Origin of the sequence: Streptomyces rectiviolaceus (assembly GCF_039533825.1) — a bacterium.
Taxonomy (GTDB): Bacteria; Actinomycetota; Actinomycetes; order Streptomycetales; family Streptomycetaceae; genus Streptomyces; species Streptomyces rectiviolaceus.
The window spans coordinates 1-20977 of record NZ_BAAAUG010000138.1; the positions used below are offsets into that span (position 1 = coordinate 1).

Consider the following 20977-nt stretch of genomic DNA (forward strand, 5'->3'; position numbering starts at 1 on the left):
CCTGCTCGGCCCGGCTCCCGCCGCGCGCAGCTGGCCGTCCCTGTTCACCGCGGTAGGGCTCGCGGCGTGGGCGGCGGCAGCCGGGGCGGCGGCTTCCGCCATGTCGTCGGCGAACTCCGCGGTGACGATGGTCCTCATCCTGCACGCGGCCACCCCACTCTGACGGATTCGGTTTGCCGTTCCTTTACAGTGGCTGTAGAAGCACTACCGCTTCCACGCCACCGCCCTCGTACGACACTTCGTACGAGTACGAGAAGGAGCCACGGACCCGCAATGGGTGAGCCTCCCAGTACGAACCGTGCCATTTCCGGCCCGCTGTCCAAGCGTGAGGGAACGGGGGTGGCACGGTGACCGAGATCCTGCTTCTGCTCCTTGCCCTGCTCCTCACGCTCGCCTGCGCGCTGTTCGTGGCGGCCGAGTTCTCCCTCACCACCGTCGAGCGCGGTGACCTGGAGCGCGCCGCCGATGCGGGGGAGCGGGGTGCCGAGGGGGCCCTGAAGGCGGTCCGGCGGCTGACCTTCCAGCTGTCCGGCGCCCAGCTCGGCATCACCGTCACCTCGCTGGTGATCGGCATGCTCGCCGAACCGTCCCTCGCGGCGCTCCTGCGCGGCCCGCTGGAGGCCGCCGGACTCGGCGGCGCCGCCCCCACCACCGCCACGCTGCTCGGTGTCGCCCTCTCCACCGTGATCCTGATGGTCGTCGGCGAGCTGGTGCCGAAGAACTGGGCGATCTCCCGGCCCCTCGCCGTCGCCAAGGTGGTGGCGGCGCCGCAGCGCGGCTTCACCGCCGCCTTCGGTCCCTTCATCCGGCATCTGAACAACACCGCGAACCATGTCGTACGCCGCTTCGGCCTGGAGCCCGCCGAGGAGCTGGCCTCCGCGCGCACCCCCGAGGAGCTGGTCGCCCTGGCCCGGCGCTCGGCCGCGGAGGGCGCCCTGGAGGCGGACTCCGCCGAACTGTTCGTCCGCACCCTGCACCTGAGCGAGCTGACGGCGGAGAACGTGATGACCCCGCGCGTGGACGTACGCGCCCTGGAGGCGCACGCCACGGCCGCCGACGCCGCGAACCTGACGCACGCCACGGGCCTGTCCCGCTTCCCCGTCTTCCGCGACAGCCTGGACGAGGTCATCGGCACCGTGCACATCCGCGACGTGCTCGCCCTGCCCCCCGAGAAGCGGCAGTTCACCCCGGTCACCGATCTCGCCGCCGAACCCTTGCTCGTGCCCGACACCCTGCCCGCCGACCGGCTCCTCGAGCGGATGCGGGAGACCCGCACGATGGCCGTGGTCATCGACGAGTACGGCGGCACGGCCGGTGTGGCGACGGTGGAGGACATCGTCGAGGAAGTCGTCGGCGAGGTCCGCGACGAGCACGACCCCGTCGAGGTCCCCGACCTGCTGCCCGCGCAGGCCGCCCCGGACGGCCGCACCGTGTGGGAGGCCGACGGCGGCGTCCGCATCGACCAGCTCGCCGCGATAGGGCTCACCGCGCCCGAAGGACCGTACGAGACCGTGGCCGGTCTGATCGCCACCCGGCTCACCCGCATCCCGGCCAAGGGCGACGCACTCGACCTCGACGGATGGCAGCTGGCCGTCCTGACGGTCGAGCACCACCGTGCCGACCGGGTCCGCATCACCGAACCGGCGCTCCAGGTGCCACGCCAGGCCGTGGAGGAGGCGCGATGACCACGCTCCAGCTCGCCATCGGCGCCCTGACCCTGCTCACCAACGCGTTCTTCGTCGGCGCCGAGTTCGCCATGATCTCCGTACGGCGGAGCCAGATCGAACCCCGCGCCCAAGCGGGCGACAAGCGCGCCCGCATCACCCTGTGGGGCCTGCAGCACATCTCCGCGATGATGGCCACCGCACAACTCGGCATCACCGTCTCCTCGTTGGTGCTCGGCGCGGTCGCGGAACCCGCCATCGCACACCTCCTGGAGCCCGGCTTCGAGGCGATCCACATCCCGCACGCGCTCGTGCACCCGATCGCCTTCGTCATCGCCCTGAGCGTGGCGACGTATCTGCACATGCTGATCGGCGAGATGGTCCCCAAGAACATCGCGCTCGCCGCGCCCGCCAGGACCGCCCTGCTGCTCGGCCCGCCGCTCGTGGCCCTCACCCGCGCCCTCAAGCCGGTCGTCTTCGGCATCAACGCCTTCGCCAACACCCTGCTGAAGCTGCTCAAGGTCGACCCGAAGGACGAGGTCGATTCCGTCTACACGGACGACCAGCTGGCCCGCATGGTCGTCGACTCCAGCGCGGCCGGGCTCCTGTCGGCGGCCGACGGCGAGCGGCTGCGCGACGCGCTGGAACTGGGCACCCGGCCCGTCGGCGAGATCCTCGTGCCGACGGCCAAGATGCGCACCGTCGAGCACTCCGTCACCCCGGCGCGCCTGGAGCGGGTGGCGGCCGACGCGGGCTTCTCCCGCTTCCCGGTGACCGGACCCGACGGCACCCTGCTCGGCTACCACCACATCAAGGACACCCTGGGCATCGCCGAGCGGGACCGGCCCTTCCCGCGCAGTTCCCTGCACGTGGTCACGCGGGTGCACATCGACACCCCGCTCGACGACACCCTCACCGCGCTGCGAGCCGCGGGCAGCCACCTGGCCGCGGTCACCGGCGAGAGCGGCACGGTGCTCGGGTTCGTCACCATGGAGGACGTCCTGTCCGAGCTGGTCGGCCCTTCACCGGCGGCGCTCAGCTGATTCACAGGTGGCGTGGCTGTACGCGCGGGGGCTCCGATGGCTAGGGTGCCGGTGATGTTCTACACAGGTGTAGCAACCGCAGGGGACGTGAGACGGACGATGGCGGGCCCGAGTTCACCCGGGAGGTCCCGTGAGTGAGCCTGTCCGCTCGATGGACCGGGCCGGGGCACTGCGGGCGCCGCAGCCCGCCGCGCGCAGTGCCCCGGCGGCGGCGCCGTCGGCCCCCACCGTGGCGCCGAAGCCTCTGGTCAAGCGCCGGGACTCGTTCTTCGACAACGCCAAGTACCTGGCGATCGTGCTGGTCGCGATGGGCCACGCGTGGGAGCCGCTGCGCGGCGACAGCCGGGCGGCGGCCGCGCTCTACATCACCGTCTACACCTTCCACATGCCGGCGTTCATCGTCATCTCCGGCTACTTCTCCCGGAGTTTCGACGCGAGCCCCGGCCGCCTCAAGCGCCTGGTGACGGGCATCGCGGTGCCGTACGTGATCTTCGAGGTCGCGTACACCTTCTTCAAGCGCTGGGCGGGCGACGACCCGGCGTACCCGATCAGTCTGCTCGACCCCTGGTACCTCACCTGGTTCCTGGTCGCGCTCTTCGTCTGGCGGCTCACCACCCCGCTGTGGAAGCTGGTCCGCTGGCCCCTGCCGATCGCGCTCGCCATCGCGGTGCTCGCCTCCGTCTCGCCGGACATCGGTGACGACCTGGACCTGCAACGGGTGCTGCAGTTCCTGCCGTTCTTCGTCCTCGGCCTGTGCCTGAAGCCCGAGCACTTCCAGATCGTGCGCCGCCGGGAGGCGAGGCTCCTCGCCCTGCCCGTCTTCGCGGGAGCCCTGCTGTTCGCCTACTGGGCGGCGCCGCGCATGAACGCCGCGTGGTTCTACCGCCGGGACAGCGCACAGGAGTTGGCCGCGCCCGGCTGGTCCGGGGGAGTGATGACGCTTGCGATGTTCGGCTGCTCGGCGATCCTCGTGGCGTGCTTCTTCGCCTGGGTCCCCGGCCGCAGGCTCTGGTTCACCGCGCTCGGCGCGGGCACGCTCTACGGCTACCTGCTGCACGGCTTCATCGCCAAGGGCTCCCGCTTCTGGGACTGGTACGACCTCAACTGGCTGCACACACCGCTCGGCGAGATCACGGTCACGCTCGGCGCCGCGGCCCTCATCACCGTGCTGTGCACCCCGCCGGTGCAGCGGCTCTTCCGGTTCGCGATGGAGCCCGACATGGAGTGGGCGTTCAAGAAGGACGCGAAGGCGGTGGCGCGGGGCCGGGGAGCGCACCGGCGGCGCTGACGGGTCGTGCCTCTGCTCCCGGCGGCCGGACTGCCGCCGGGAGCAGAGCAGTTGTCGGTGCCGTGGATCAGGCGGTGGTCAGCTCGTAGAACCCCCTGCCGAACGTCGCGGCGACCAGGCGATGGTTCCCGGCGTCGTACTCGATGTCGTCCACCGGCACCGCGGGCATCCCACGGCCCAGGCGCGACCAGTGGCCTCCCTTGGCGCCGGAGGTGAACACCCCCTGGTCGGTGCCGATGTGGAGCTTGCCGCCCCGTGCGATGACGAGGTCGTTGACGGGCGCGTCCGGCAGGTTGCCCGACAGGTTCCTCCAGTGCTCTCCGCCGTCCGTGCTGCCGTATACGTGCGGTGTGTCGGAGCCGGAGCGGTAGGCGGAGTGGGTGGTGTAGACGCGGTCGGCGTCGCGCGGGTCGACGACGACGCGCGTCACCCAGGGGAGCCCTTCGGCGAGCTTGGTCCAGTGCGCGCCCAGGTCCTTCGTGACCCATACGCGGCCGTCGTCCGTGCCGGCGTAGATGGTGCGGCCGTCCGCGGCCGGGGCGATCGAGGTGATCGTGCCGTAGTTGGTGTAGATCGGGTCGGGGCCCGGGCCGCCCGACAGGTCGGGGCTGATGGCCTGCCAGGTGGCGCCGCCGTCCGTGGAGCGGTTGAGGACCTCGGAGCCGTAGTAGAGGACCTTCGGGTCGCGGGGGTCGAAGGCGACCGGCGTGAACCAGTTGCGGCGCTTGAATGTGGTCTTGTCCGCGAAGTACGTCAGGGTGTCGCCGCCGTCGGTGGAGCTGAAGCAGTTTCCGTACTGGTAGCAGGCGTAGACGTTGTTCACGTCGGTCGGGTTGATCAGGTTCTCCTCGCCGTCCCCGCCGAGGTACTCGTTGAAGCGGTCGCCGCCCCAGGAACGTATCGAGCCGTTGTCCTGCGCGCCCCCGGAGATCCGCGAGGTGTCCTGCGGGGATATCGCCGCGCTGTAGAGCTGGGTGTACGGCTCGTGGCGTGCCTTGACCCAGCCGCCGTCGCCGTTCGCGTCGGAGCGGTAGACGCCGCCGTCGTTGCCCAGGTAGACGCGGCCGGGGTGGCGCGGGTCCCAGACCATCGCGTGCTGGTCGACGTGGATGCTGGTGTCGTCGGCCGTCCAGGTGGCCGCGCCGTCCTTCGAGGTCATCAGCGGGACTCCGGCGACCTGCACGTGCTCGGCGTCGCGGGGGTCGGTCCAGATCTTCCCGAACCACCAGCCGAACGTGGACTGCGAGTCGGTGAGCTTCTTGTCGACGGGGGTCCGCTGCCAGGTGTCGCCCGCGTCCGTGGAGGCGTAGAAGCCCTCGAAGGGGCCGTCCGTCTTGTTGACGACGGCGTAGGCGCGCTCACCCGCGACGGCGAGACCGATCCGTCCCACGTCCGGGCCCTGCGCGGGCAGGCCACCGCCGAGCCGCTTCCAGGTCTTGCCGTCGTCACCGGAGCGGAAGACACCGGAGCCCTCGCCGCCGTAGGTGCGGCGCTCGGGCGTGCGGCGGTGGTCCCACAGCACGGCGTACAGCTTCTTGCCCTGGACGACGATCTCGGTGGCGCCGGTGAACTCATTGGCGCCGGTGAGGATGCGCTGCCACGTCTTGCCGCCGTTCTCCGAGCGGTAGACGCCGCGGTCGCCGCCGCCGTTGTAGAGCGATCCTGCCGCGGCCACGTAGATGCGGCGCGGATTGCCGGGGTCCACGGTAATGGCGCTGATCGCGCCCGAGTCGCGCAGTCCTGACGGCTTCCAGTGCTTGCCGCCGTCGGTGCTGCGGTAGAGGCCCGTTCCTTCGTACGTGATGCTGCCGCCGCCGGGATTGGGCTCCCCGGTCCCGGCGTACAAGGTGCCGTCGGGTCCGGTGGCGACCGCGCCCATCGCCTGCGTCCAGTCGTCGGGCCACGCGGACTTGAAGGTCTGTCCGGCGTCCGTGCTGCGCCAGATGCCGCCGCTGGCCGCGGCGGCGTAGAGGGTGTCCGCGCGCTTCGGGTCGAGCGCGAGGGAGACGATGCGCCCGCCGACGTTGGTCGGTCCGACGGACTTCCACCGGCCGCCGGTGGTGGGGAGCCCGCGGGCCTGCGCGGCGGCGTCCTCATGGGCGTGGCGCGGAATCGACTCCCCGGGGACGGTCTTTTGCAGGTAGCGGTACTCGGCGGGCGCGGCAGGACCGCGTACGGGGCGGTACACGTCCCCCGGTGGCGTGGGCGCCGCGGAAGCCGGCGCCGTGACCATCAGGACCCCCGCGAGCGGGGCGAGGACCAGGTGAAGCAGACGTCTGCGCATGGGCTCCCTCTTCTTCTTCGTCGTCCTTCTTCGTCATGGCCATTTCAAGCCGTGACCTTAGGAGACGGGATGGGGGAGCAGTAGGCCGCAAGTCGGCCGTTGTGGCGGGGCGGGACCGGTTCAGTCCGGCGCGGGACCGAACCGGCGTTGGTACGCCGAAGGCGTCAGTCCCGTCTCCCGGCGCATCAGGGCGCGCAGATTGGCGGTCGTGCCGAGCCCGCTGCGACGGGCGACCGTCTCGAACGGGCCCACCCCCCGCTCGATCAACCGGCAGGCCAGCGCGATCCGTTCGCCCGTGAGCCAGGCCAGGGGCGTGGTGCCGAGCTGGGCCTGGAACCGGCGGTGCAGGGTCGCGGGGCTGAGCGCGGCGCGCGCCGCGAGACCCGGTACGGAAAGGGGCGAGTCGAGCCGCTCCTGGGCCCAGGCGAGGACCGGGGCCAGGGACTCGTCCGGCACGTCAGGCACCGGCCGCTCCACGAACTGCCGCTGCCCGCCGTCCCGGTGGGCGGCGAAGACGAGCCGGCGCGTCACCGCGGTGGCGACCTCGGCGCCGTGGTCGCGGCGGACCAGGTGCAGTCCGAGGTCGAGCGCGGCAGCGCTGCCCGCGGCGGTGAGGATGTCGCCGTCGTCGACGAAGAGCACGTCCGGTTCGAGCTGTACGCGGGGGAAGCGGGCCCGGAAGTCGTCCGCCCACTGCCAGTGCGCCGTGGCCCGGCGCCCGTCGAGCACCCCGGCCTCGGCGAGCGTGAAGGCACCGCTGCAGAACCCGACGAGCCGGGCCCCTCGGGCGTGCGCCCGGCGGACGGCGTCCAGGACGGCCGGGCGCCGCGGAACCTCGATGTCGGGCCGATTGGGCACGATCAGGGTGTCCGCCGAATCGGCGGCGTCCAGCCCGGCAACGCCCGTGAGCGTGAAGAACCCGTCCCGCATCAGGGTGCGGGGCTCGGGCGAGCAGAGGCTGAACTCGTAGATCTCACGCCCGAGTTCGGGCCTGCGCAGGCCGAAGACTTCGGTGGCGCAGCCGAGCTCGAAGGGATTGGAGTTCGCGTCGACGATGACGACGACGCGGTGCAGAGCCTGCTCCTCGGCGGCCTGAGAGGATTCTTGCGGCATACGCTATTTCTACCACTCACGGAGGGGGCGGCGACCGTCGGAAGCTGGTCACATGAGCAACGAACCGATCGCCCTCAGCAAGGCCCTGGCCTCCTTCGACGCCCTGTGGAGCCCCCGTATCGTCACCCGCGTCAACGACTACGACGTACGCGTGGCCAAGGTCGAGGGCGACCACCTCTGGCACGTCCACGACGACACCGACGAGTTCTTCCTGGTCCTCGAAGGCGAACTGCGCATCGCCCTGCGCGAGCCGACCGGCGAACGCACGGTCACCCTCCCCAAGGACTCGGTCTTCACGGTCCCGCGCGGCACGGAGCACAAGCCGTCGGCCCCGTCCGGGGCCAAGATCCTCGTCATCGAGCCCACCGGCACCCCGACGGTCGGCGACCGCCATGACGAGATCCCGGCCCACGTCGACGCGACGACGGGACACAGGCTCGATCTCTGAGAGCGGCCCGTCCACCTCCTGGGCAGCGGCACGCGACAGCGGTATGCCATGGGGTGACTGTGTTGACCCGTCAACCACGAGAGGGTGGGCCAGACATGTGGACCGCTGGATTCTGGAAGGCCACCGCGGAGCGCGCACTCCGTACCTTCGCGCAGTCGCTCGGCGCCATCCTGGTCGCCGGGGCGACCACCCTCCTGGACGTCGACTGGAAGGCGGCGCTCGCCACCGCGGGGATGGCGACGCTGCTCGCCGTGCTCACGGCGGTCGGCGCCGCGAACGCCGGGGCGCGCGGGCCCGGCATCACGGAGACGCCCACCGCCCGCGGTCGTCAGGCCACACCGTGACCGGCCCGGGCTAGGGCCGGACCACTCGGCCGGCCTCCACCGAGACCCGTTCGCCCCGGAACCGCTCCCGCAGCCTCCGGTCGTGCGACACCACGACCAGCGTGCCCCGGTACCCGGCCAGCGCCTCGTCGAGCTCCTCGACCAGCGCGGGCGAAAGGTGGTTCGTCGGCTCGTCGAGCAGGAGGAGGTCGGCGGGGCGCGTCACCAGGCGTGCGAGCGCCAAGCGGCGGCGCTGCCCCACGGAGAGCCCCTTCACCGGCACCACCAGGTCCTCCTCGCGGAAGAGGCCGAGGGACAGGAGGGTCTGGGAGTGCTCATCGGGGAGCCCCGCCAGACCCGCCGCGAAGGCGTCGAGCAGCGGCCTCGCCGTGTCCTCGTAGGTGATGTACTCGATCTCCTGCGGCAAGTAGCCGACGCGGGCCGGCAGTTGGGCCTCCCCGCGGTCCGGGGTGAGCACCCCCGCAAGGACACCGAGCAGCGTCGACTTTCCCGCGCCGTTCACCCCGGTCACCAGCGTGCGCGACCCCGGATCGAGGGTCAGGCGGTCGACGGTGAGGCGCCCGCCCACTGCGATGTCGGTCAGCGCGACCGGGCGTACGAAGGGGTGGTCGCCGCCCTCGATGCCCTCACCCGGCGTGAAGTGCAGCGGGTCGGGCGGGCGTGGCACCGGATCCGCGTGCAGCCTGCGCAGCCGCTCGCGCGCGTTGCGCACGAGACCGGAGAGCTGGCCCTCCACGGACCGCTGGTGGCCCGCGAAACGAGGTCTTTCGCTCATCCGCCAGCCCACCGAGAGCCGGTTGGCACCGCCATCGGCGAGCCGCTCCTGACGCTCGACCTCGTCGCTCCACTCCCGGTAGCGCTCCTCCCAGCGGCGCCGGGCCGTGGCGCGCTGCTCCAGGTAGCCGTGCCAGCCGCCACCGAAGCGGGCCACGGACCTGCGGTCGCCGTCGGCCTCGACGATCACCTCGGCGACCCGGTCGAGGAAGACCCGGTCATGGGTGACGGCGACGACCGTCCCCCGGTGGGCGCGCAGGCGCTCCTCCAGCCAGCCGAGCGCCTGGTCGTCCAGGTGGTTCGTCGGCTCGTCGAGGAGGAGCAGTTCGGGCTGCGGGGCCAGGACGCAGGCGAGTGCCAGGCGCGCGGCCTCACCGCCGGAGAGGGAGCCCAGCGTGCGGGAGCGCTCCAGGTGCGGGACGCCCAGGCCGTGCAGCGCCGCGTCGATGCGCGCGTCGGCGCGGTAGCCGTCACGGGCCTCGAAGGCGGCGATGAGGTCGCCGTACGCGGCGAGCCCGTCGGGGCCCGCCGAGCCGAGTGCGTCCTCCGCCTCCCTGAGCCGCCGCTCCAGGTCCCGCAGTTCGGCGAGCGCGTCGTCCACCGCGTCCTGCACGGTGGCGTGCGGCGGAAGGCGCGGGGTCTGCGCGAGATAGCCGGTGCCGCCCGCCGAGACGACGGCCACCTCACCGTCGGCGGGCGCGAACTCGCCCGCCATCAGGCGCAGGAGCGTCGACTTGCCCGAGCCGTTCTCACCGATGACACACGCCTTCTCGCCGGGCCGCACCGACAGGGAGACCCGTTCGAGGACAGGCCGCTCCGGATATCCGTACGACACGTCGCGCAGGACGAGTTGACTCACGGTGCGCATCCCCCTCGGTTCACACGGGCTGACCGAACAGCTCCCGCAGTACGTCCTCCATCGTGACCATGCCGGCCAGCCTGCCGTCGGAGCCGAGCACCGCCGCCACATGCGTGCGGCTGCCGCGCATCGCGGTCAGCACGTCGTCAAGCGGCGTGGTCTCGCGGACCTGGGCGATCTTCCGCATGTCCGGCACCCGGAACGGCAGATCGCGCGGCATCCGGTCGAGCGCGTCCTTGACGTGGAGATAGCCGACGATGCGACGGCCGTCGTCCACGACGGGGAAGCGCGAGAAACCGGACTCCGCCGAGAGCCGCTCCAGCTCCTCGGGCGTCACGCCCACACGGGCGTAGACCACGCTCTCCAGCGGGAGCACGACATCCCTGACGGGACGGCGTCCCAGCTCCAGGGCATCGTGAAGCCGCTCCTGGGCGCGGTCGTCGATCAGACCCGCGTCACTGGAGTCCTTGACCATGCGGGCCAGCTCGTCGTCCGAGAAGGACGCGCTCACCTCGTCCTTCGTCTCGACCCTGAGCAGCTTCAGGAGGCCGTTGGCGAACGCGTTGATCGCGAAGATGACCGGGCGCAGCGCCCGCGCGATCGCGACCAGCGGCGGACCGAGCAGCAGAGCCGTGCGCACCGGCTCGGCCAGCGAGATGTTCTTGGGGATCATCTCGCCGAGCAGCATGTGCAGATACGTCGCGAGGGCCAGGGCGATCACGAACGAGATCGGGTGGACCAGACCGTGCGGCACCCCGACCCCGTCGAACAGCGGCTCCAGGATGTGCGCGATCGCGGGCTCGGCGACGATGCCGAGCACCAGCGTGCACAGCGTGATGCCGAGCTGCGCCGCGGCGAGCAGCGCGGAGACGTGCTGCAGACCCCACAGCACGCTCTTGGCGCGCCGGTCGTCTTCCTCGGCGTACGGCTCGATCTGGCTCCTCCGTACGGAGATGAGGGCGAACTCGGCGCCCACGAAGAAGGCGTTGACGACGAGCGTCGCCAGGCCGATCAGCAACTGGATGGCGGTCATCGCTCCTCCTCCTGGTGGTCGTCGTGCAGCGGCGCGTGCAGCAGGACGCGGGCCGCGCGGCGGCCGCGGGCGTCCACGACGTCGAGCCGCCAGCGGCCCACCTGGACGCTGTCGCCCTCGGCCGGGATGCGGCCCAGCTCGGTCGCCACGAGTCCGGCGAGCGTCTCGTACGGCCCGTCCGGCGCGCGCAGGCCGACGCGGGCCAGCTGGTCGATGCGGGCCGAGCCGTCGGCGGAGTACTGCGTCCTGCCGTCCTCGTCCGTGCCCGCGGGGGCGATGTCGGGTGTCTCGTGCGGGTCGTGCTCGTCCCGCACCTCGCCGACGACCTCCTCGACGATGTCCTCCAGGGTCGCGACGCCGGCCGTGCCGCCGTACTCGTCGATGACCACGGCCATCGTGCGCTTGCCGGAGAGCCGGTCGAGCAGGCGGTCGACGGTCAGGGACTCCGGTACAAGGAGGGGCTCGCGCATCAGCTCGGCGACGGGGAAGCGGGCCCTGCGCTCGGCCGGTATGGCCAGGACGTCCTTGATGTGCGCGACGCCGACGACCGAGTCGAGGTTGCCGCGGTAGACGGGGAAGCGGGACAGGCCCGTCGCCCGGGTGGCGTTCGCGACGTCCTCGCAGGTGGCCATCACGTCCAGTGCCATGACCTGGACGCGCGGCGTCATCACGTTCTCCGCGGAGAGGTCGGCGAGGTTCAGCGTGCGGACGAACAGCTCGGCGGTGTCCGCCTCCAGGGAGCCCTGCTTGGCTGAGTGCCGGGCGAGCGCCACCAGCTCCTTGGGGCTGCGCGCGGAGGCCAGCTCCTCGGTGGGCTGGATGCCGAAGCGGCGTACGGAGCGGTTCGCGGTGTTGTTCAGATGCGCGATGAAGGGGCGGAACAGGGAGCTGAACAGGCGCTGCGGTGTCGCCACCCGCTTGGCGACGGCGAGCGGCGAGGAGATCGCCCAGTTCTTGGGGACCAGCTCGCCGACGACCATCAGGAAGACCGTCGACAGGGCCGTGCCGATGACCAGGGCGATCGACGAGGACGCCGATGAGGGGATGCCCATGGCGCGCAGCGGGCCCGCGATCAGCTTGGCGATGGAGGACTCGGAGAGCATGCCGACGACCAGGTTGGTGACGGTGATGCCCAGCTGGGCCCCGGAGAGCTGGAAGGTGAGGTTCTTGACCGCCTTGAGGGCGCCGGCGGCGCCGCGCTCGCCGCGTTCGGCGGCTCGCTCCAGTTCGCTGCGCTCGACCGTGGTGAGGGAGAACTCCGCCGCGACGAAGACGCCGCAGGCCAGCGAGAGCAGCACCGCCACGAGGAGCAGGAGCACTTCGGTCATCGGGTCACCTCCGTCCCATGATCGGGCAGGGACCGGGGGAATGCGCGATGTCGGGTACTGGGAGGCTCGCCCATGGGCGGACGCTCACACCTTTCGTTGGCGTTCGAGTGGTCCGTCCATTTTAAAGGACCGGAAAAGCCACTCCGGCGGGCTGTCCGCGGGTACCCGCGGCCCGGCCGCTCAGTCGGTGAGGTGCTTGACCCAGCGGCTCCACTGCGGCTGGGGCGCGTAGCCGGCAGCGTGCCACGCGGGGTGGGCCTGCTCGTTGCGGTCCAGGACCATGGCGTCGCCGCGGCGCCCGCCGAGCCCCACGAAACGCTCCTCCGCCGCGGCGAGCAGCGCCGAGCCGATGCCCTGGCGGCGGTGGTCCGGGTGCACGGCGAGGCGGTAGAGGTGGCAGCGCCAGCCGTCGAAGCCGGCTATCGCGGTCCCGGCGATGTGGCCGTCGCGCTCGGCGAGCAGCAGGGCGTCGGGGTCCCGTGCGACGAGGCGGGCCACTCCGTCGTGGTCGTCGCTGATGCTCGTGCCTTCTGCGGCTTCGCGCCAGAACCTCAGCACGGTCTCGATGTCCGAAGGGGTCGCGGGGCGGATGTGGAGATCGCTCATGGGGCGATGTAAGCAGTGCGGCAGCCTGTCTGGCGAACGGTAAAAAGTTTTTCTAGAAAATAGCTCTAGAATGAGCGATGAGTGGTACAGAATCTCGTTCATGGTCAATCGTGAGTCCGAGCCGGTGCATCAGCCCGTGCCCGGCAACCCCTACGTGGAGCCGGTGCCCCCTACCGGCAGCAAGCGCAGATTCGGCGTCGCCCTCGGCGCCGGCGCCGTCGCCCTGATCCTGATCGGCGTGGGCTTCTACGCCGTCACGCAGAGAGATGGGGGCGGGAGCGGGAACGGTTCCCGCAAGCCTGCGGCGGGGCCGACACGGGAGTCGGCCGACCCGGACCCGGACCCGGACGCGGACGCCGAGGCCGACGCGAAGGACGACGGGTCGGCCGCCGTGATCGACGTCAACGCGGGACGCAAGCCCGGTGAGGCCAAGGCCTGGCTCGCCATGAACGACATCAAGCTGCCGGGCAAGGGCGCGCAACTCCTCGACCTCTGGCGCGTGCCCGGAATCGTGGCGCAGGCCGAGTACAACGAGGTCACCGGATACCGGACCGCCGACGGCTCGAAGGAATGGTCGGTGCAGCTGCCCGGCACCGTGTGCGACACCCCGGTGAACCCCACGCCCGACGGCAAGGTCGTGGTCGTCTACACGAAGCGGAAGTCCGAGGGGAACTCGCAGTGCGACCAGCTGCGGATGATCGACCTGAAGACCGGTGAGAAGGGCTGGCACAAGGAGCTCGTCGACGGCGGCTTCTGGGACGACACCAGCATGACGCACGTCTCCATCACGGGCAGCACCGTCATGGTCGACCAGAGCGCCACCATGCGCGCTTACCGGATCAGCGACGGCAAGCGACTGTTCACGACCGGGCGGGAAAAGAAGGGCGGCTGCTCCCTCGACGGTGTCGCGGGCGGCTCACGGCTGCTCCAGGTGGAGTCCTGCCAGCTGGGGAGCCCCAGCACGCACGGTCGGCTCAAGAAACTCGACCCCCGCACCGGCGACGTCAAGTGGAGCTACCGGACGAAGAAGGGCTGGAGCATCCAGAAGGTCTACTCCGTCGACCCCGCCGTGATCGCCGTCCAGAACCGCGAAGAGATGGACAAGTGGGCCGTCGTCGCCGTCGACGACAAGGGGGATCAGCGCTCCTGGATCAGCGTCGACAAGGGCCCGCACGCGTTCGCGATGTGCGCGGGGGCGGGAGACTCCGGCGAGGGCGTGCAGAACTGCCCGGGGGCCGCCGTCAGCGCGGACACGCTCTATCTGGCGAGTGAACCCAAGGACGGCATCCTCGGACCCAACAAGATCGTCGCCTTCGACCTCCGCACGGGGAAGTCCAAGTGGACCGGTTCGGCCGAGGGCGGACGGCAGATCACGCCCGTCGCCGTGGCCGGAGGCGACCGGCCCGGGGTGATCGCCTACGCGCGGGCGCAGGACGGCAAGAACGGGCAGACCCTGCGGTTCGCCCCGGGTGGCGGCAAGCCGGACGTGCTGCTGCGGCACACCTCGTCGGCCCAGAGCATGGAATCCGGGATGTTCGCGGGCAACACCTTGTACGCCGACGGGCGGTTCTTCGTGACCCCGACGCGCCTGGACGGCAAGGCGCACGGCGGCAAGGGCGAGGAGGGCAGCGCCCGCATGCTCTCCTTCGCCCGGTGAGGCCTCCGATCGAGCCGTACGCCCCCATATCCTCACCAGCAGTGGAGCCACGATGACGCAGCCGCCCCCCGAGCAGTCCCCGCAGCACCCGCAGGGCCCCATGCCTCCGCAGGGCTCCTTCGGCCCGCCCCCGCAAGGCGGCTTCGGCCCGCCTCCGCAGGCGCAGACCCCGGGCTTCGGCCCGCCCGTCGCCCCGCCGCCCAGTGGCTTCGGCCCCCATCAGGCCTACCAGCCGATACCGGCACCCGTCCCGCCACCGGGCGCAGGGGGCAGACGGCCGGGCCGCCGCACCGCGATCGTCGTCTCCGTCGTCGCCGCGATCGCCCTGATCGTCGGAGGCGGAGTCTGGTACGCCACCTCGGCAGGCGGCGGCTCGAAGGACAAGACGGCGGCCAAACCGGGCGGCGACGGCGCGGCGCCCACGTATGAGAAGCCCAAGGAGAAGGTACCGGCGGACCCCAAGGCCTTCTTCTCGACCAAGGCCGTGCAGCCCAAGTTGCCGAAGGGGGAGACCACTTGGAAGGCGCAGGGGTCCTGGCTCACCGACAAGGTGTACGCGAAGGCCTCGGTCGAGGCGATCGTCGGGGTCGACGCCACGTCGGGGAAGGGGCTCTGGCGCCTGCCGAAGCCGGGGGAGTCGTGCGCGGGCTCCCCCGACCTCGGCAAGGACAACATCGCCGTCGTCGTCACGGGGGCGAAAGTGCACGACGACAAGGGCTTCAAGGACGCGTGCACCGAGGTCACCGCCTTCGACGTGGACACCGGCAAGAAGCTCTGGACGAAGTCGATCACCGTCGGCTACCAGAAGGAGAAGACCGCGTTCAACCAGGTCACCATCAGCGGTGACACCGCGGCGGTCGGCGGTCTGTACGGCGGCGCGGCGTTCGACCTGCGCAGCGGGAAGATCCTGTGGGAACCGAAGCAGGGGGAGAAGTGCCGCGATGTCGGCTACGGCGGCGGCAAGCGGCTGGTGGCGGTCCGCTCCTGCGGTGAGTTCGGCTCGGAGCGCTACCGGGTCGAGGTCCTGGACCCGCGGACGGGCGCTTCGAAGGTGAGCCACAAGCTCCCCGACGGCGTCACCTCTCCCAGCGTGATCTCCGCCGATCCGGTGGTCGTCGCCGTCGACTCCGGAAAGATCAGCGGATCGGGTGCGACGGACGTCTTCGCCTTCGACGAGCGCACCGAGCGGCGTACGAGGATCGCGCTGCCCGACGACAAGTACCTGCACGAGTGCGGCACCGCGTCCATCGTCCAGGACTGCCGGGGCATCACGGTGGGCAACGGCAAGCTGTACGCCCCCACCGAGCAACGCGACGGGGCGAAGGAGTACTCCTCGACGAACGACATCGTGGTCTTCTCCCTGGCCACCGGCAAGACCACGGGGGAGCGGGTTTCGGGGGGCGACAACTCGCCGATCTTCCCGATCCGCATGGACGGCGGGAACGTCCTCGTCTACAAGAGCACCCCGGTCACGCAGGTGGTCTCCCTCGACGGCAGGACGCTGAAGCAGGAGAAGGTGCTGCTGGACGCCAAGACCCGGCCCAGCACGCTGTCGCCCCTGCGGTCCGAAATCGTCTTCACCCACAACAAGCTGTTCCTCAGCTCCGATCTGCTCGCCCAGTACTCCGGGAGCAAGGAAACGATCATGATGTACGGCTTCGCAGCCAAGTAGGCCGACGGGGCCTAGGCGCCCAGCTCTTCGATGACCGGGCCGAACGCCTCCATGCTCGGCTCCAGGACGGTGATGTACGAGAAGCCGTACCGCTCCCGCTGGGCGCGCAGTTGCTCGGCCATCTGCCGGACCGTGCCGAGCAGGAGGATCGGCAGGTCGAGGGCCTCGTCCTCGGTGAGGTCCGGGATGAGCGAGAGGGAAGGGCGGATGGCGGCGCGCCGGTCCTGGGTCACCTCGACCATCTGGACCAGCACATTCAGTTCGGCCGGTTCGGCCGGTTCGGCGCGGGCCGAACCGGCCGCTTCGGTGTGGGCCGAGGCGAAGCGCCGGTACGTGGCGACGCGCTCGTCCAGGTCCTCCGCCGTGATGGCGGACGGCTTGCCGTCCGCGCCCGCGCGTGCGCCGGAGAACGCGGCGATGTCGGCGTGCTCGGCGGTCAGCCGCAGCATGCGGTCGCCGTTGCCGCCGATCAGCAGGGGCGGCCGGGGCTGCTGCGTGGGATGCGGCTGGAACTCATCGGAGGCGAAGAGCCGGTCCAACTCCTCGATGGTGCGCCGGAGATGGGACACACGCTCACCCGGCGTCCCCCAGGGCAGGCCCGCCATGTCGTGCTCCGCCTTCACGTAACCGGTGCCGAGGCCCAGTTCGAGGCGCCCGTCCGTGAGCGCGTCCGTGGTGGCCACCTCGCGGGCGAGCAGGGTGGGGTTCCAGAACGCGGCGTTCAGGACGAACGTGCCGACGCGGGGCCGCTGGGTGGCCTCGGCCGCGGCGACGATCGCGGGGAACGGGGCGGGCATGCCGATGTGGTCCGCCACCAGGATGACGTCGTAGCCGAGTTCCTCGGCGCGGCGGCACTTCTTGCGCCATTCGCCGCCGGTGGAGGGGGTGATCATGCTGACGCCGAAACGGAACGGGCGGGCCATGAACTCTCCTCATGTGTATGGCGGTTGGGCACAGCGGTACAGGTAGGGAAAGCCGGGCGGAGTGGTCCCGGTCCCGGTCCATCACTCGTGCGCGATGGCCGCGAGCACATTCATGCGCGATGCACGCAGCGCGGGCAGCAGCGCCGCCGCGAGGCCCACGACCACCGATCCGATCACCACCGCGACAACGGTCGTCCAGGGGATCGCGAACGCCGTCATGCCCTGCAGCGCGAGCACCTGCTGCGCCGCGACGCCCCACACGAGGCCGAGCGCGAGCCCGAGCAGCGCGCCGAACACCGCGATCACCACCGACTCCAGGCGGATCATCCGGCGCAGCTGCCGCCGGGCGAGCCCGATGGCGCGCAGCAGACCGATCTCGCGGGTGCGCTCGACGACCGACAGGGCAAGGGTGTTGATCACGCCGAGGACGGCGATGATGATCGCAAGGCCGAGCAGCGCGTAGACGAGGTAGAGCATCACGGCGATCTGTTCGCGGATCAGTTCCTTGTAGTCGGCCTGGTCGCGGACCTGTACCTGCGGATACGGGTCCAGTGTCTTCTCGAGCCGGTCGCGCAGCGTGTCGGCGCCCGTGCCCGAGCCCGCGTTCACGTACAGCGCGGAGTCCTGCCCGCCCGGCACGAACTCCTCGACCGTCTTCATCCCGAAGAAGAGCCCGCCCTCGACGCCGAAGCCCTCGGCTCCCGGCTGGTCGGTGAGCGCGCCCACCGTCAGCTCCGTCTTGCGCCCGCCGGGGAACTCCACGGACAGCTTGGAGCCCATCCGGGCCTTGTGGTCCCGCGCGAAGTCCCGCTGCATGGCGATGTTTCCGGGTGCGAGCGCCTGCGTGGTGCCGCCCGCGACATACGTGACGCGGGCGACGTCGTCGAGGCGCGGGTCGTAGCCCGCCGCGGTCGTCTCCACGCTCTTGCCGTCCGGCATGGACACCTTCACGGGCGCGAACCGCTGGCGCACGACGAGCCCGGCGCCCTCGGTGTCCTTGACCTTCTCGGTGATCTCCTGCGAGAACGGCATGAAGTTGCTGTTCTGTACGACGAAGTCGGCGCCAAGGGTCTTGTCGATCTGTTCGTCGAACGACTTGGTCATCGACGCGCTCGCCACCGCCATGCCGCTCACCAGGGCGAGGCCCACCATCAGCGCGGCGGCCGTGGCGCCCGTGCGGCGCGGGTTGCGCAGCGCGTTGCGCTGGCTCATCCGGCCGATCGAGCCGAAGAGGGCGGGGAACGCGCCGCCGAGCACCCGGATCACCGGGCGGACGAGGAGCGGTCCCGCGATCACGGTGGCGATCAGGGTGAGGACGAGGCCGAGACCGAGCAGGGACGCCGCCGACGAGGTCTTCTCCGCGGTGGCGCAGCCGACGAGCGCGGCAGCGCCCGCCGCGCCGACCACCGCGCCGACCACGGCGCGGATCTTCAACGGCCGTCCCACACCCGCGATCTCCGCGTCGGCGAGCGCCGCCATCGGCGAGACGTGCGCCGCGCGCCGCGCCGGGAGATACGCCGCGACGAACGTGACGCCGACCCCGACGACGTACGAGGCGACGGGAGTTCCCCATCCGATGGCCATCTCGGTGGACTTCAGGTTCATCCCGAACAGGCCCATCAGCTCGATGAGCCCGACCGCGAGCCCGATCCCCGCCGCGAGGCCGACCGTGGAGCCGACCACGCCGAGCAGGACCGCCTCGGTCAGCACGGAGCGGCGTACCTGCCTGCGGTCGGCGCCGAGCGCGCGCAGCAGGCCCAGTTCGCGGGTGCGCTGCGCGATCAGCATCGAGAAGGTGTTGACGATCAGGAAGATGCCGACCAGGACGGCGATCCCGGCGAAGCCGAGCATCACGTACTTGATGACGTCCAGGAATCCGCCGAGTTCGGACGCCGCCGAGTCGGCCTGTTCGTCGGCGGTCTTCAGGTCGTAGCCCGAGCCGAGTTCGGCGGCGACACGTCGCTTGAGGTCGGTGTCGCTCACACCGGCCGCGGCGTCCACCGAGATGCCCGTCGCCGCGTCCTTGTCGCCCAGGAGCTCACGCTGGGCCGTCGGGGTGTCGAGGAAGACCAGGGCCGCGCCGGGGTTGGTGGTGGTGAAGGTGACGATGCCGACGACCTCGACCTTGAACGAGCCGGGCGCGGCGAGCACCGTGAGGGTGTCGCCGATCTTCACGTCCTTCTTGTCGGCGGTGTCCGCGTCGAGCAGAGCCTGGTCCTTGCCGCGCGGGGCGTGCCCCGAGGTCAGCTCGACGGGACTGCGGTCGGTGACGTACCAGTTGGTGGCGATGGTGGGGGCGCCCGTGGTGGCGCCCACCGGGTCGTTCTTGCTGTCGACGACCGTGATGTTCTCGACGGCCGCGTCGACACGGGTCCTGGCGACCCCTTCGACCCCGGCGAGGCGGTCGGCGAGTTTCGCGGGGACCGTCGGTGTCTGTCCCGATGGCACCGCCTCGTCGATGTCCTCCTTCGGCTCGACGGTCACATCGGCGGACGTCGAGGCGAAGAGCCGGTCGAAGGTGCGGGCCACCGTGTCCGAGAAGATGAGGCTGCCCGCGACGAACGCCACCGAGAGGATCACGGCGAGAGCGGAGAGCAGCAGCCTGCCCTTGTGCGCGAGGAAGCTCCTGAGTGTCGCCTTCAGCATGGCCGCGGACCGCCTCAGTCCCGGTCCGGCGCGCTGTCGGCGCGCTGATCGCCGTCGGCCTCGGCCTGGCTCTCCTGCGGCACCGCGTGGATCACGTCGAACCGTTTGAGGCGTTCCAGGACCGACTCCGCCGTCGGGCGCGGCATCTCGTCGACGATGCGGCCGTCCGCGAGGAAGAGCACCAGGTCGGCGTGGGCGGCGGCGCCCGGGTCGTGCGTCACCATGACGACGGTCTGCTCCAGCTTGTCGACGGCTTCGCGCAGGAAGCCGAGCACTTCGAGGCCCGCGCGCGAGTCGAGGTTGCCGGTCGGCTCGTCCGCGAAGATCAGCTCGGGGCGCGAGGCGAGCGCCCGCGCGCACGCCACGCGTTGCTGCTGGCCGCCGGAGAGCTGGGCGGGCCGGTGCTTGAGGCGGTCGCGCAGGCCGAGCGTGTCGATGACGTGCTCAAGCCACTCGCGGTCGGGGCGCTGACCCGCGATGTCCATGGGCAGCGTGATGTTCTCGAGGGCATTGAGGGTGGGGATGAGGTTGAAGGACTGGAACATGAACCCGATGCGGTCCCGCCGGAGCTGCGTCAGCTCCCGTTCCTTGAGGCCCGTGATCTCGGTGTCGCCGAGCCACACCTGACCCGCGGAGACCGTGTCGAGGCCCGCGAGCAGGTGCATGAGCGTGGACTTGCCCGAACCGGACGGGCCCATGACCGCCGTGAAACGGCCGCGCGCGATGTCCACGTCGACCGAGTCGAGGGCGAGCACGGTGGTCTCGCCGGAGCCGTACGCCTTGGTCAGACCGCGTGCCCGCGCGGCGACCTTGGTGGGCTCCGCAAGGCCTGTGGCCGGTGCCGAAGCAGGTGTGGACAAGGCCGCCTCCTGGGTTGTGGCCGCTCCAACTCCCGTAATCCTGCCGAGAGTAGAGGGTCGGGGCGGGCGTCGGTATCCCTCCAAGGTCGTGAACCGAAGACGTATGTAAGGGACACCGGCCCGGTGCTCGCCCGGCCCGTCCGTGCGCCCCCGCGCACTCCCGCTGCCCTCTTGCCGGTGCTAGCGCCGTGGCGCTAGCTTGACGGTATGGCGAAGACCCAGCTGAACGTGCGGGTGGACGAAGGCACCGCCCGAGCCGCGCGCGAGCGTGCGCTGGCCCGCGGGATGAGCGTGAACCGCTATATCGAGGAACTGGTCAAACAGGACGCCGGCGAGGTCGGCCACACCTTCGTCGAGGCCGCCGCCGACTTCATGAAGCAGTACGAATCCGTGTTCGCCGAAGAGTTCGGTGCCGAGCGCGAGGGTCGTCGTTGA

At 71.0% G+C, this 20977-nt stretch carries 17 protein-coding genes and 1 pseudogene; 9 read left to right on the plus strand and 9 right to left on the minus strand.

Annotated features, from left to right (window positions below; translation table 11 throughout):
- The 4 genes and pseudogenes from ABD378_RS32590 to ABD378_RS32605 all read left to right on the plus strand — a co-directional run.
- Positions 1–163, plus strand: a pseudogene (locus ABD378_RS32590) (M56 family peptidase); the annotation flags it as partial.
- A gap of 184 nt (positions 164–347) precedes the next feature.
- The gene (locus tag ABD378_RS32595) at positions 348–1685 is read left to right on the plus strand and encodes a hemolysin family protein (protein ID WP_344526813.1); all 1338 of its coding nucleotides are present in this window, start codon (positions 348–350) and stop codon (positions 1683–1685) included.
- Positions 1682–2707, plus strand: a complete 1026-nt coding sequence (locus ABD378_RS32600) for a hemolysin family protein (RefSeq protein WP_344526815.1) — start codon at positions 1682–1684, stop codon at positions 2705–2707. Before ABD378_RS32595 ends, ABD378_RS32600 begins: the two co-directional genes overlap by 4 nt.
- Positions 2708–2858: 151 nt before the next feature.
- The gene (locus ABD378_RS32605) at positions 2859–3995 is read left to right on the plus strand and encodes an acyltransferase family protein (protein WP_344526919.1); all 1137 of its coding nucleotides are present in this window, start codon (positions 2859–2861) and stop codon (positions 3993–3995) included.
- A 67-nt stretch (positions 3996–4062) separates the two neighbouring features.
- On the opposite strand, the gene ABD378_RS32610 is transcribed toward ABD378_RS32605, so the two are convergent.
- Complete coding sequence (locus ABD378_RS32610) at positions 4063–6279, minus strand: WD40/YVTN/BNR-like repeat-containing protein (protein WP_344526817.1); 2217 nt, start codon at positions 6277–6279, stop codon at positions 4063–4065.
- 120 nt (positions 6280–6399) lie between these two features.
- The gene (locus ABD378_RS32615; RefSeq protein ID WP_344526819.1) at positions 6400–7392 is read right to left on the minus strand and encodes a GlxA family transcriptional regulator; all 993 of its coding nucleotides are present in this window, start codon (positions 7390–7392) and stop codon (positions 6400–6402) included.
- A gap of 52 nt (positions 7393–7444) precedes the next feature.
- Between ABD378_RS32615 and ABD378_RS32620 the strand changes: the two genes are divergently transcribed.
- Positions 7445–7840: a cupin domain-containing protein gene (locus ABD378_RS32620; protein ID WP_344526821.1), complete on the plus strand. Its 396-nt coding sequence runs from the start codon at positions 7445–7447 to the stop codon at positions 7838–7840.
- Positions 7841–7935: 95 nt separating this feature from the next.
- Complete coding sequence (locus ABD378_RS32625) at positions 7936–8184, plus strand: holin (protein ID WP_344526823.1); 249 nt, start codon at positions 7936–7938, stop codon at positions 8182–8184.
- Positions 8185–8194: 10 nt separating this feature from the next.
- Here the strand turns inward: ABD378_RS32625 and ABD378_RS32630 are convergent, their stop codons facing one another.
- From ABD378_RS32630 to ABD378_RS32645, 4 genes are all read right to left on the minus strand, one after another.
- A complete protein-coding gene (locus ABD378_RS32630; RefSeq protein ID WP_344526825.1) occupies positions 8195–9826 on the minus strand; it encodes an ABC-F family ATP-binding cassette domain-containing protein in 1632 nt (543 codons plus the stop codon).
- A gap of 10 nt (positions 9827–9836) precedes the next feature.
- Complete coding sequence (locus ABD378_RS32635; protein ID WP_344526827.1) at positions 9837–10850, minus strand: hemolysin family protein; 1014 nt, start codon at positions 10848–10850, stop codon at positions 9837–9839.
- Positions 10847–12178 carry a hemolysin family protein gene (locus ABD378_RS32640; protein ID WP_344526829.1) on the minus strand — a complete coding sequence of 444 codons (1332 nt, stop codon included), beginning with the start codon at positions 12176–12178 and terminating at the stop codon, positions 10847–10849. The genes ABD378_RS32635 and ABD378_RS32640 overlap by 4 nt, the downstream gene beginning before the upstream one ends.
- Before the next feature lie 180 nt (positions 12179–12358).
- The gene (locus ABD378_RS32645) at positions 12359–12784 is read right to left on the minus strand and encodes a GNAT family N-acetyltransferase (protein WP_344526831.1); all 426 of its coding nucleotides are present in this window, start codon (positions 12782–12784) and stop codon (positions 12359–12361) included.
- Between the two features lie 100 nt (positions 12785–12884).
- On the opposite strand from ABD378_RS32645, the gene ABD378_RS32650 reads away from it, so the two are divergent.
- Both ABD378_RS32650 and ABD378_RS32655 read left to right on the plus strand, forming a co-directional pair.
- The gene (locus ABD378_RS32650) at positions 12885–14441 is read left to right on the plus strand and encodes an outer membrane protein assembly factor BamB family protein (protein ID WP_344526833.1); all 1557 of its coding nucleotides are present in this window, start codon (positions 12885–12887) and stop codon (positions 14439–14441) included.
- 52 nt (positions 14442–14493) lie between these two features.
- Entirely contained in the window at positions 14494–16113 is a 1620-nt protein-coding gene (locus ABD378_RS32655; protein ID WP_344526835.1) for an outer membrane protein assembly factor BamB family protein, read from the plus strand.
- Between the two features lie 11 nt (positions 16114–16124).
- Here the strand turns inward: ABD378_RS32655 and ABD378_RS32660 are convergent, their stop codons facing one another.
- From ABD378_RS32660 to ABD378_RS32670, 3 genes are all read right to left on the minus strand, one after another.
- The gene (locus tag ABD378_RS32660; RefSeq protein ID WP_344526837.1) at positions 16125–17036 is read right to left on the minus strand and encodes an LLM class F420-dependent oxidoreductase; all 912 of its coding nucleotides are present in this window, start codon (positions 17034–17036) and stop codon (positions 16125–16127) included.
- An 81-nt stretch (positions 17037–17117) separates the two neighbouring features.
- A complete protein-coding gene (locus tag ABD378_RS32665; protein WP_344526839.1) occupies positions 17118–19682 on the minus strand; it encodes an ABC transporter permease in 2565 nt (854 codons plus the stop codon).
- Positions 19683–19696: 14 nt separating this feature from the next.
- Complete coding sequence (locus tag ABD378_RS32670; protein WP_344526841.1) at positions 19697–20542, minus strand: ABC transporter ATP-binding protein; 846 nt, start codon at positions 20540–20542, stop codon at positions 19697–19699.
- Positions 20543–20749: 207 nt separating this feature from the next.
- Here ABD378_RS32670 and ABD378_RS32675 point away from each other — a divergent pair, with 207 nt between their 5' ends.
- Positions 20750–20977: an antitoxin gene (locus ABD378_RS32675; protein WP_344526843.1), complete on the plus strand. Its 228-nt coding sequence runs from the start codon at positions 20750–20752 to the stop codon at positions 20975–20977.

Coding starts and splice junctions, on each gene's coding strand:
- ABD378_RS32640 (WP_344526829.1), bottom strand. CDS start 12,178: ATGACCGAAGTGCTCCTGCTCCTCGTGGCGGTGCTGCTCTCGCTGGCC.
- ABD378_RS32650 (WP_344526833.1), top strand. CDS start 12,885: ATGGTCAATCGTGAGTCCGAGCCGGTGCATCAGCCCGTGCCCGGCAAC.
- ABD378_RS32655 (WP_344526835.1), top strand. CDS start 14,494: ATGACGCAGCCGCCCCCCGAGCAGTCCCCGCAGCACCCGCAGGGCCCC.
- ABD378_RS32635 (WP_344526827.1), bottom strand. CDS start 10,850: ATGACCGCCATCCAGTTGCTGATCGGCCTGGCGACGCTCGTCGTCAAC.
- ABD378_RS32665 (WP_344526839.1), bottom strand. CDS start 19,682: ATGCTGAAGGCGACACTCAGGAGCTTCCTCGCGCACAAGGGCAGGCTG.
- ABD378_RS32630 (WP_344526825.1), bottom strand. CDS start 9,826: ATGCGCACCGTGAGTCAACTCGTCCTGCGCGACGTGTCGTACGGATAT.
- ABD378_RS32600 (WP_344526815.1), top strand. CDS start 1,682: ATGACCACGCTCCAGCTCGCCATCGGCGCCCTGACCCTGCTCACCAAC.
- ABD378_RS32660 (WP_344526837.1), bottom strand. CDS start 17,036: ATGGCCCGCCCGTTCCGTTTCGGCGTCAGCATGATCACCCCCTCCACC.
- ABD378_RS32610 (WP_344526817.1), bottom strand. CDS start 6,279: ATGCGCAGACGTCTGCTTCACCTGGTCCTCGCCCCGCTCGCGGGGGTC.
- ABD378_RS32615 (WP_344526819.1), bottom strand. CDS start 7,392: ATGCCGCAAGAATCCTCTCAGGCCGCCGAGGAGCAGGCTCTGCACCGC.
- ABD378_RS32620 (WP_344526821.1), top strand. CDS start 7,445: ATGAGCAACGAACCGATCGCCCTCAGCAAGGCCCTGGCCTCCTTCGAC.
- ABD378_RS32645 (WP_344526831.1), bottom strand. CDS start 12,784: ATGAGCGATCTCCACATCCGCCCCGCGACCCCTTCGGACATCGAGACC.
- ABD378_RS32605 (WP_344526919.1), top strand. CDS start 2,859: ATGGACCGGGCCGGGGCACTGCGGGCGCCGCAGCCCGCCGCGCGCAGT.
- ABD378_RS32675 (WP_344526843.1), top strand. CDS start 20,750: ATGGCGAAGACCCAGCTGAACGTGCGGGTGGACGAAGGCACCGCCCGA.
- ABD378_RS32625 (WP_344526823.1), top strand. CDS start 7,936: ATGTGGACCGCTGGATTCTGGAAGGCCACCGCGGAGCGCGCACTCCGT.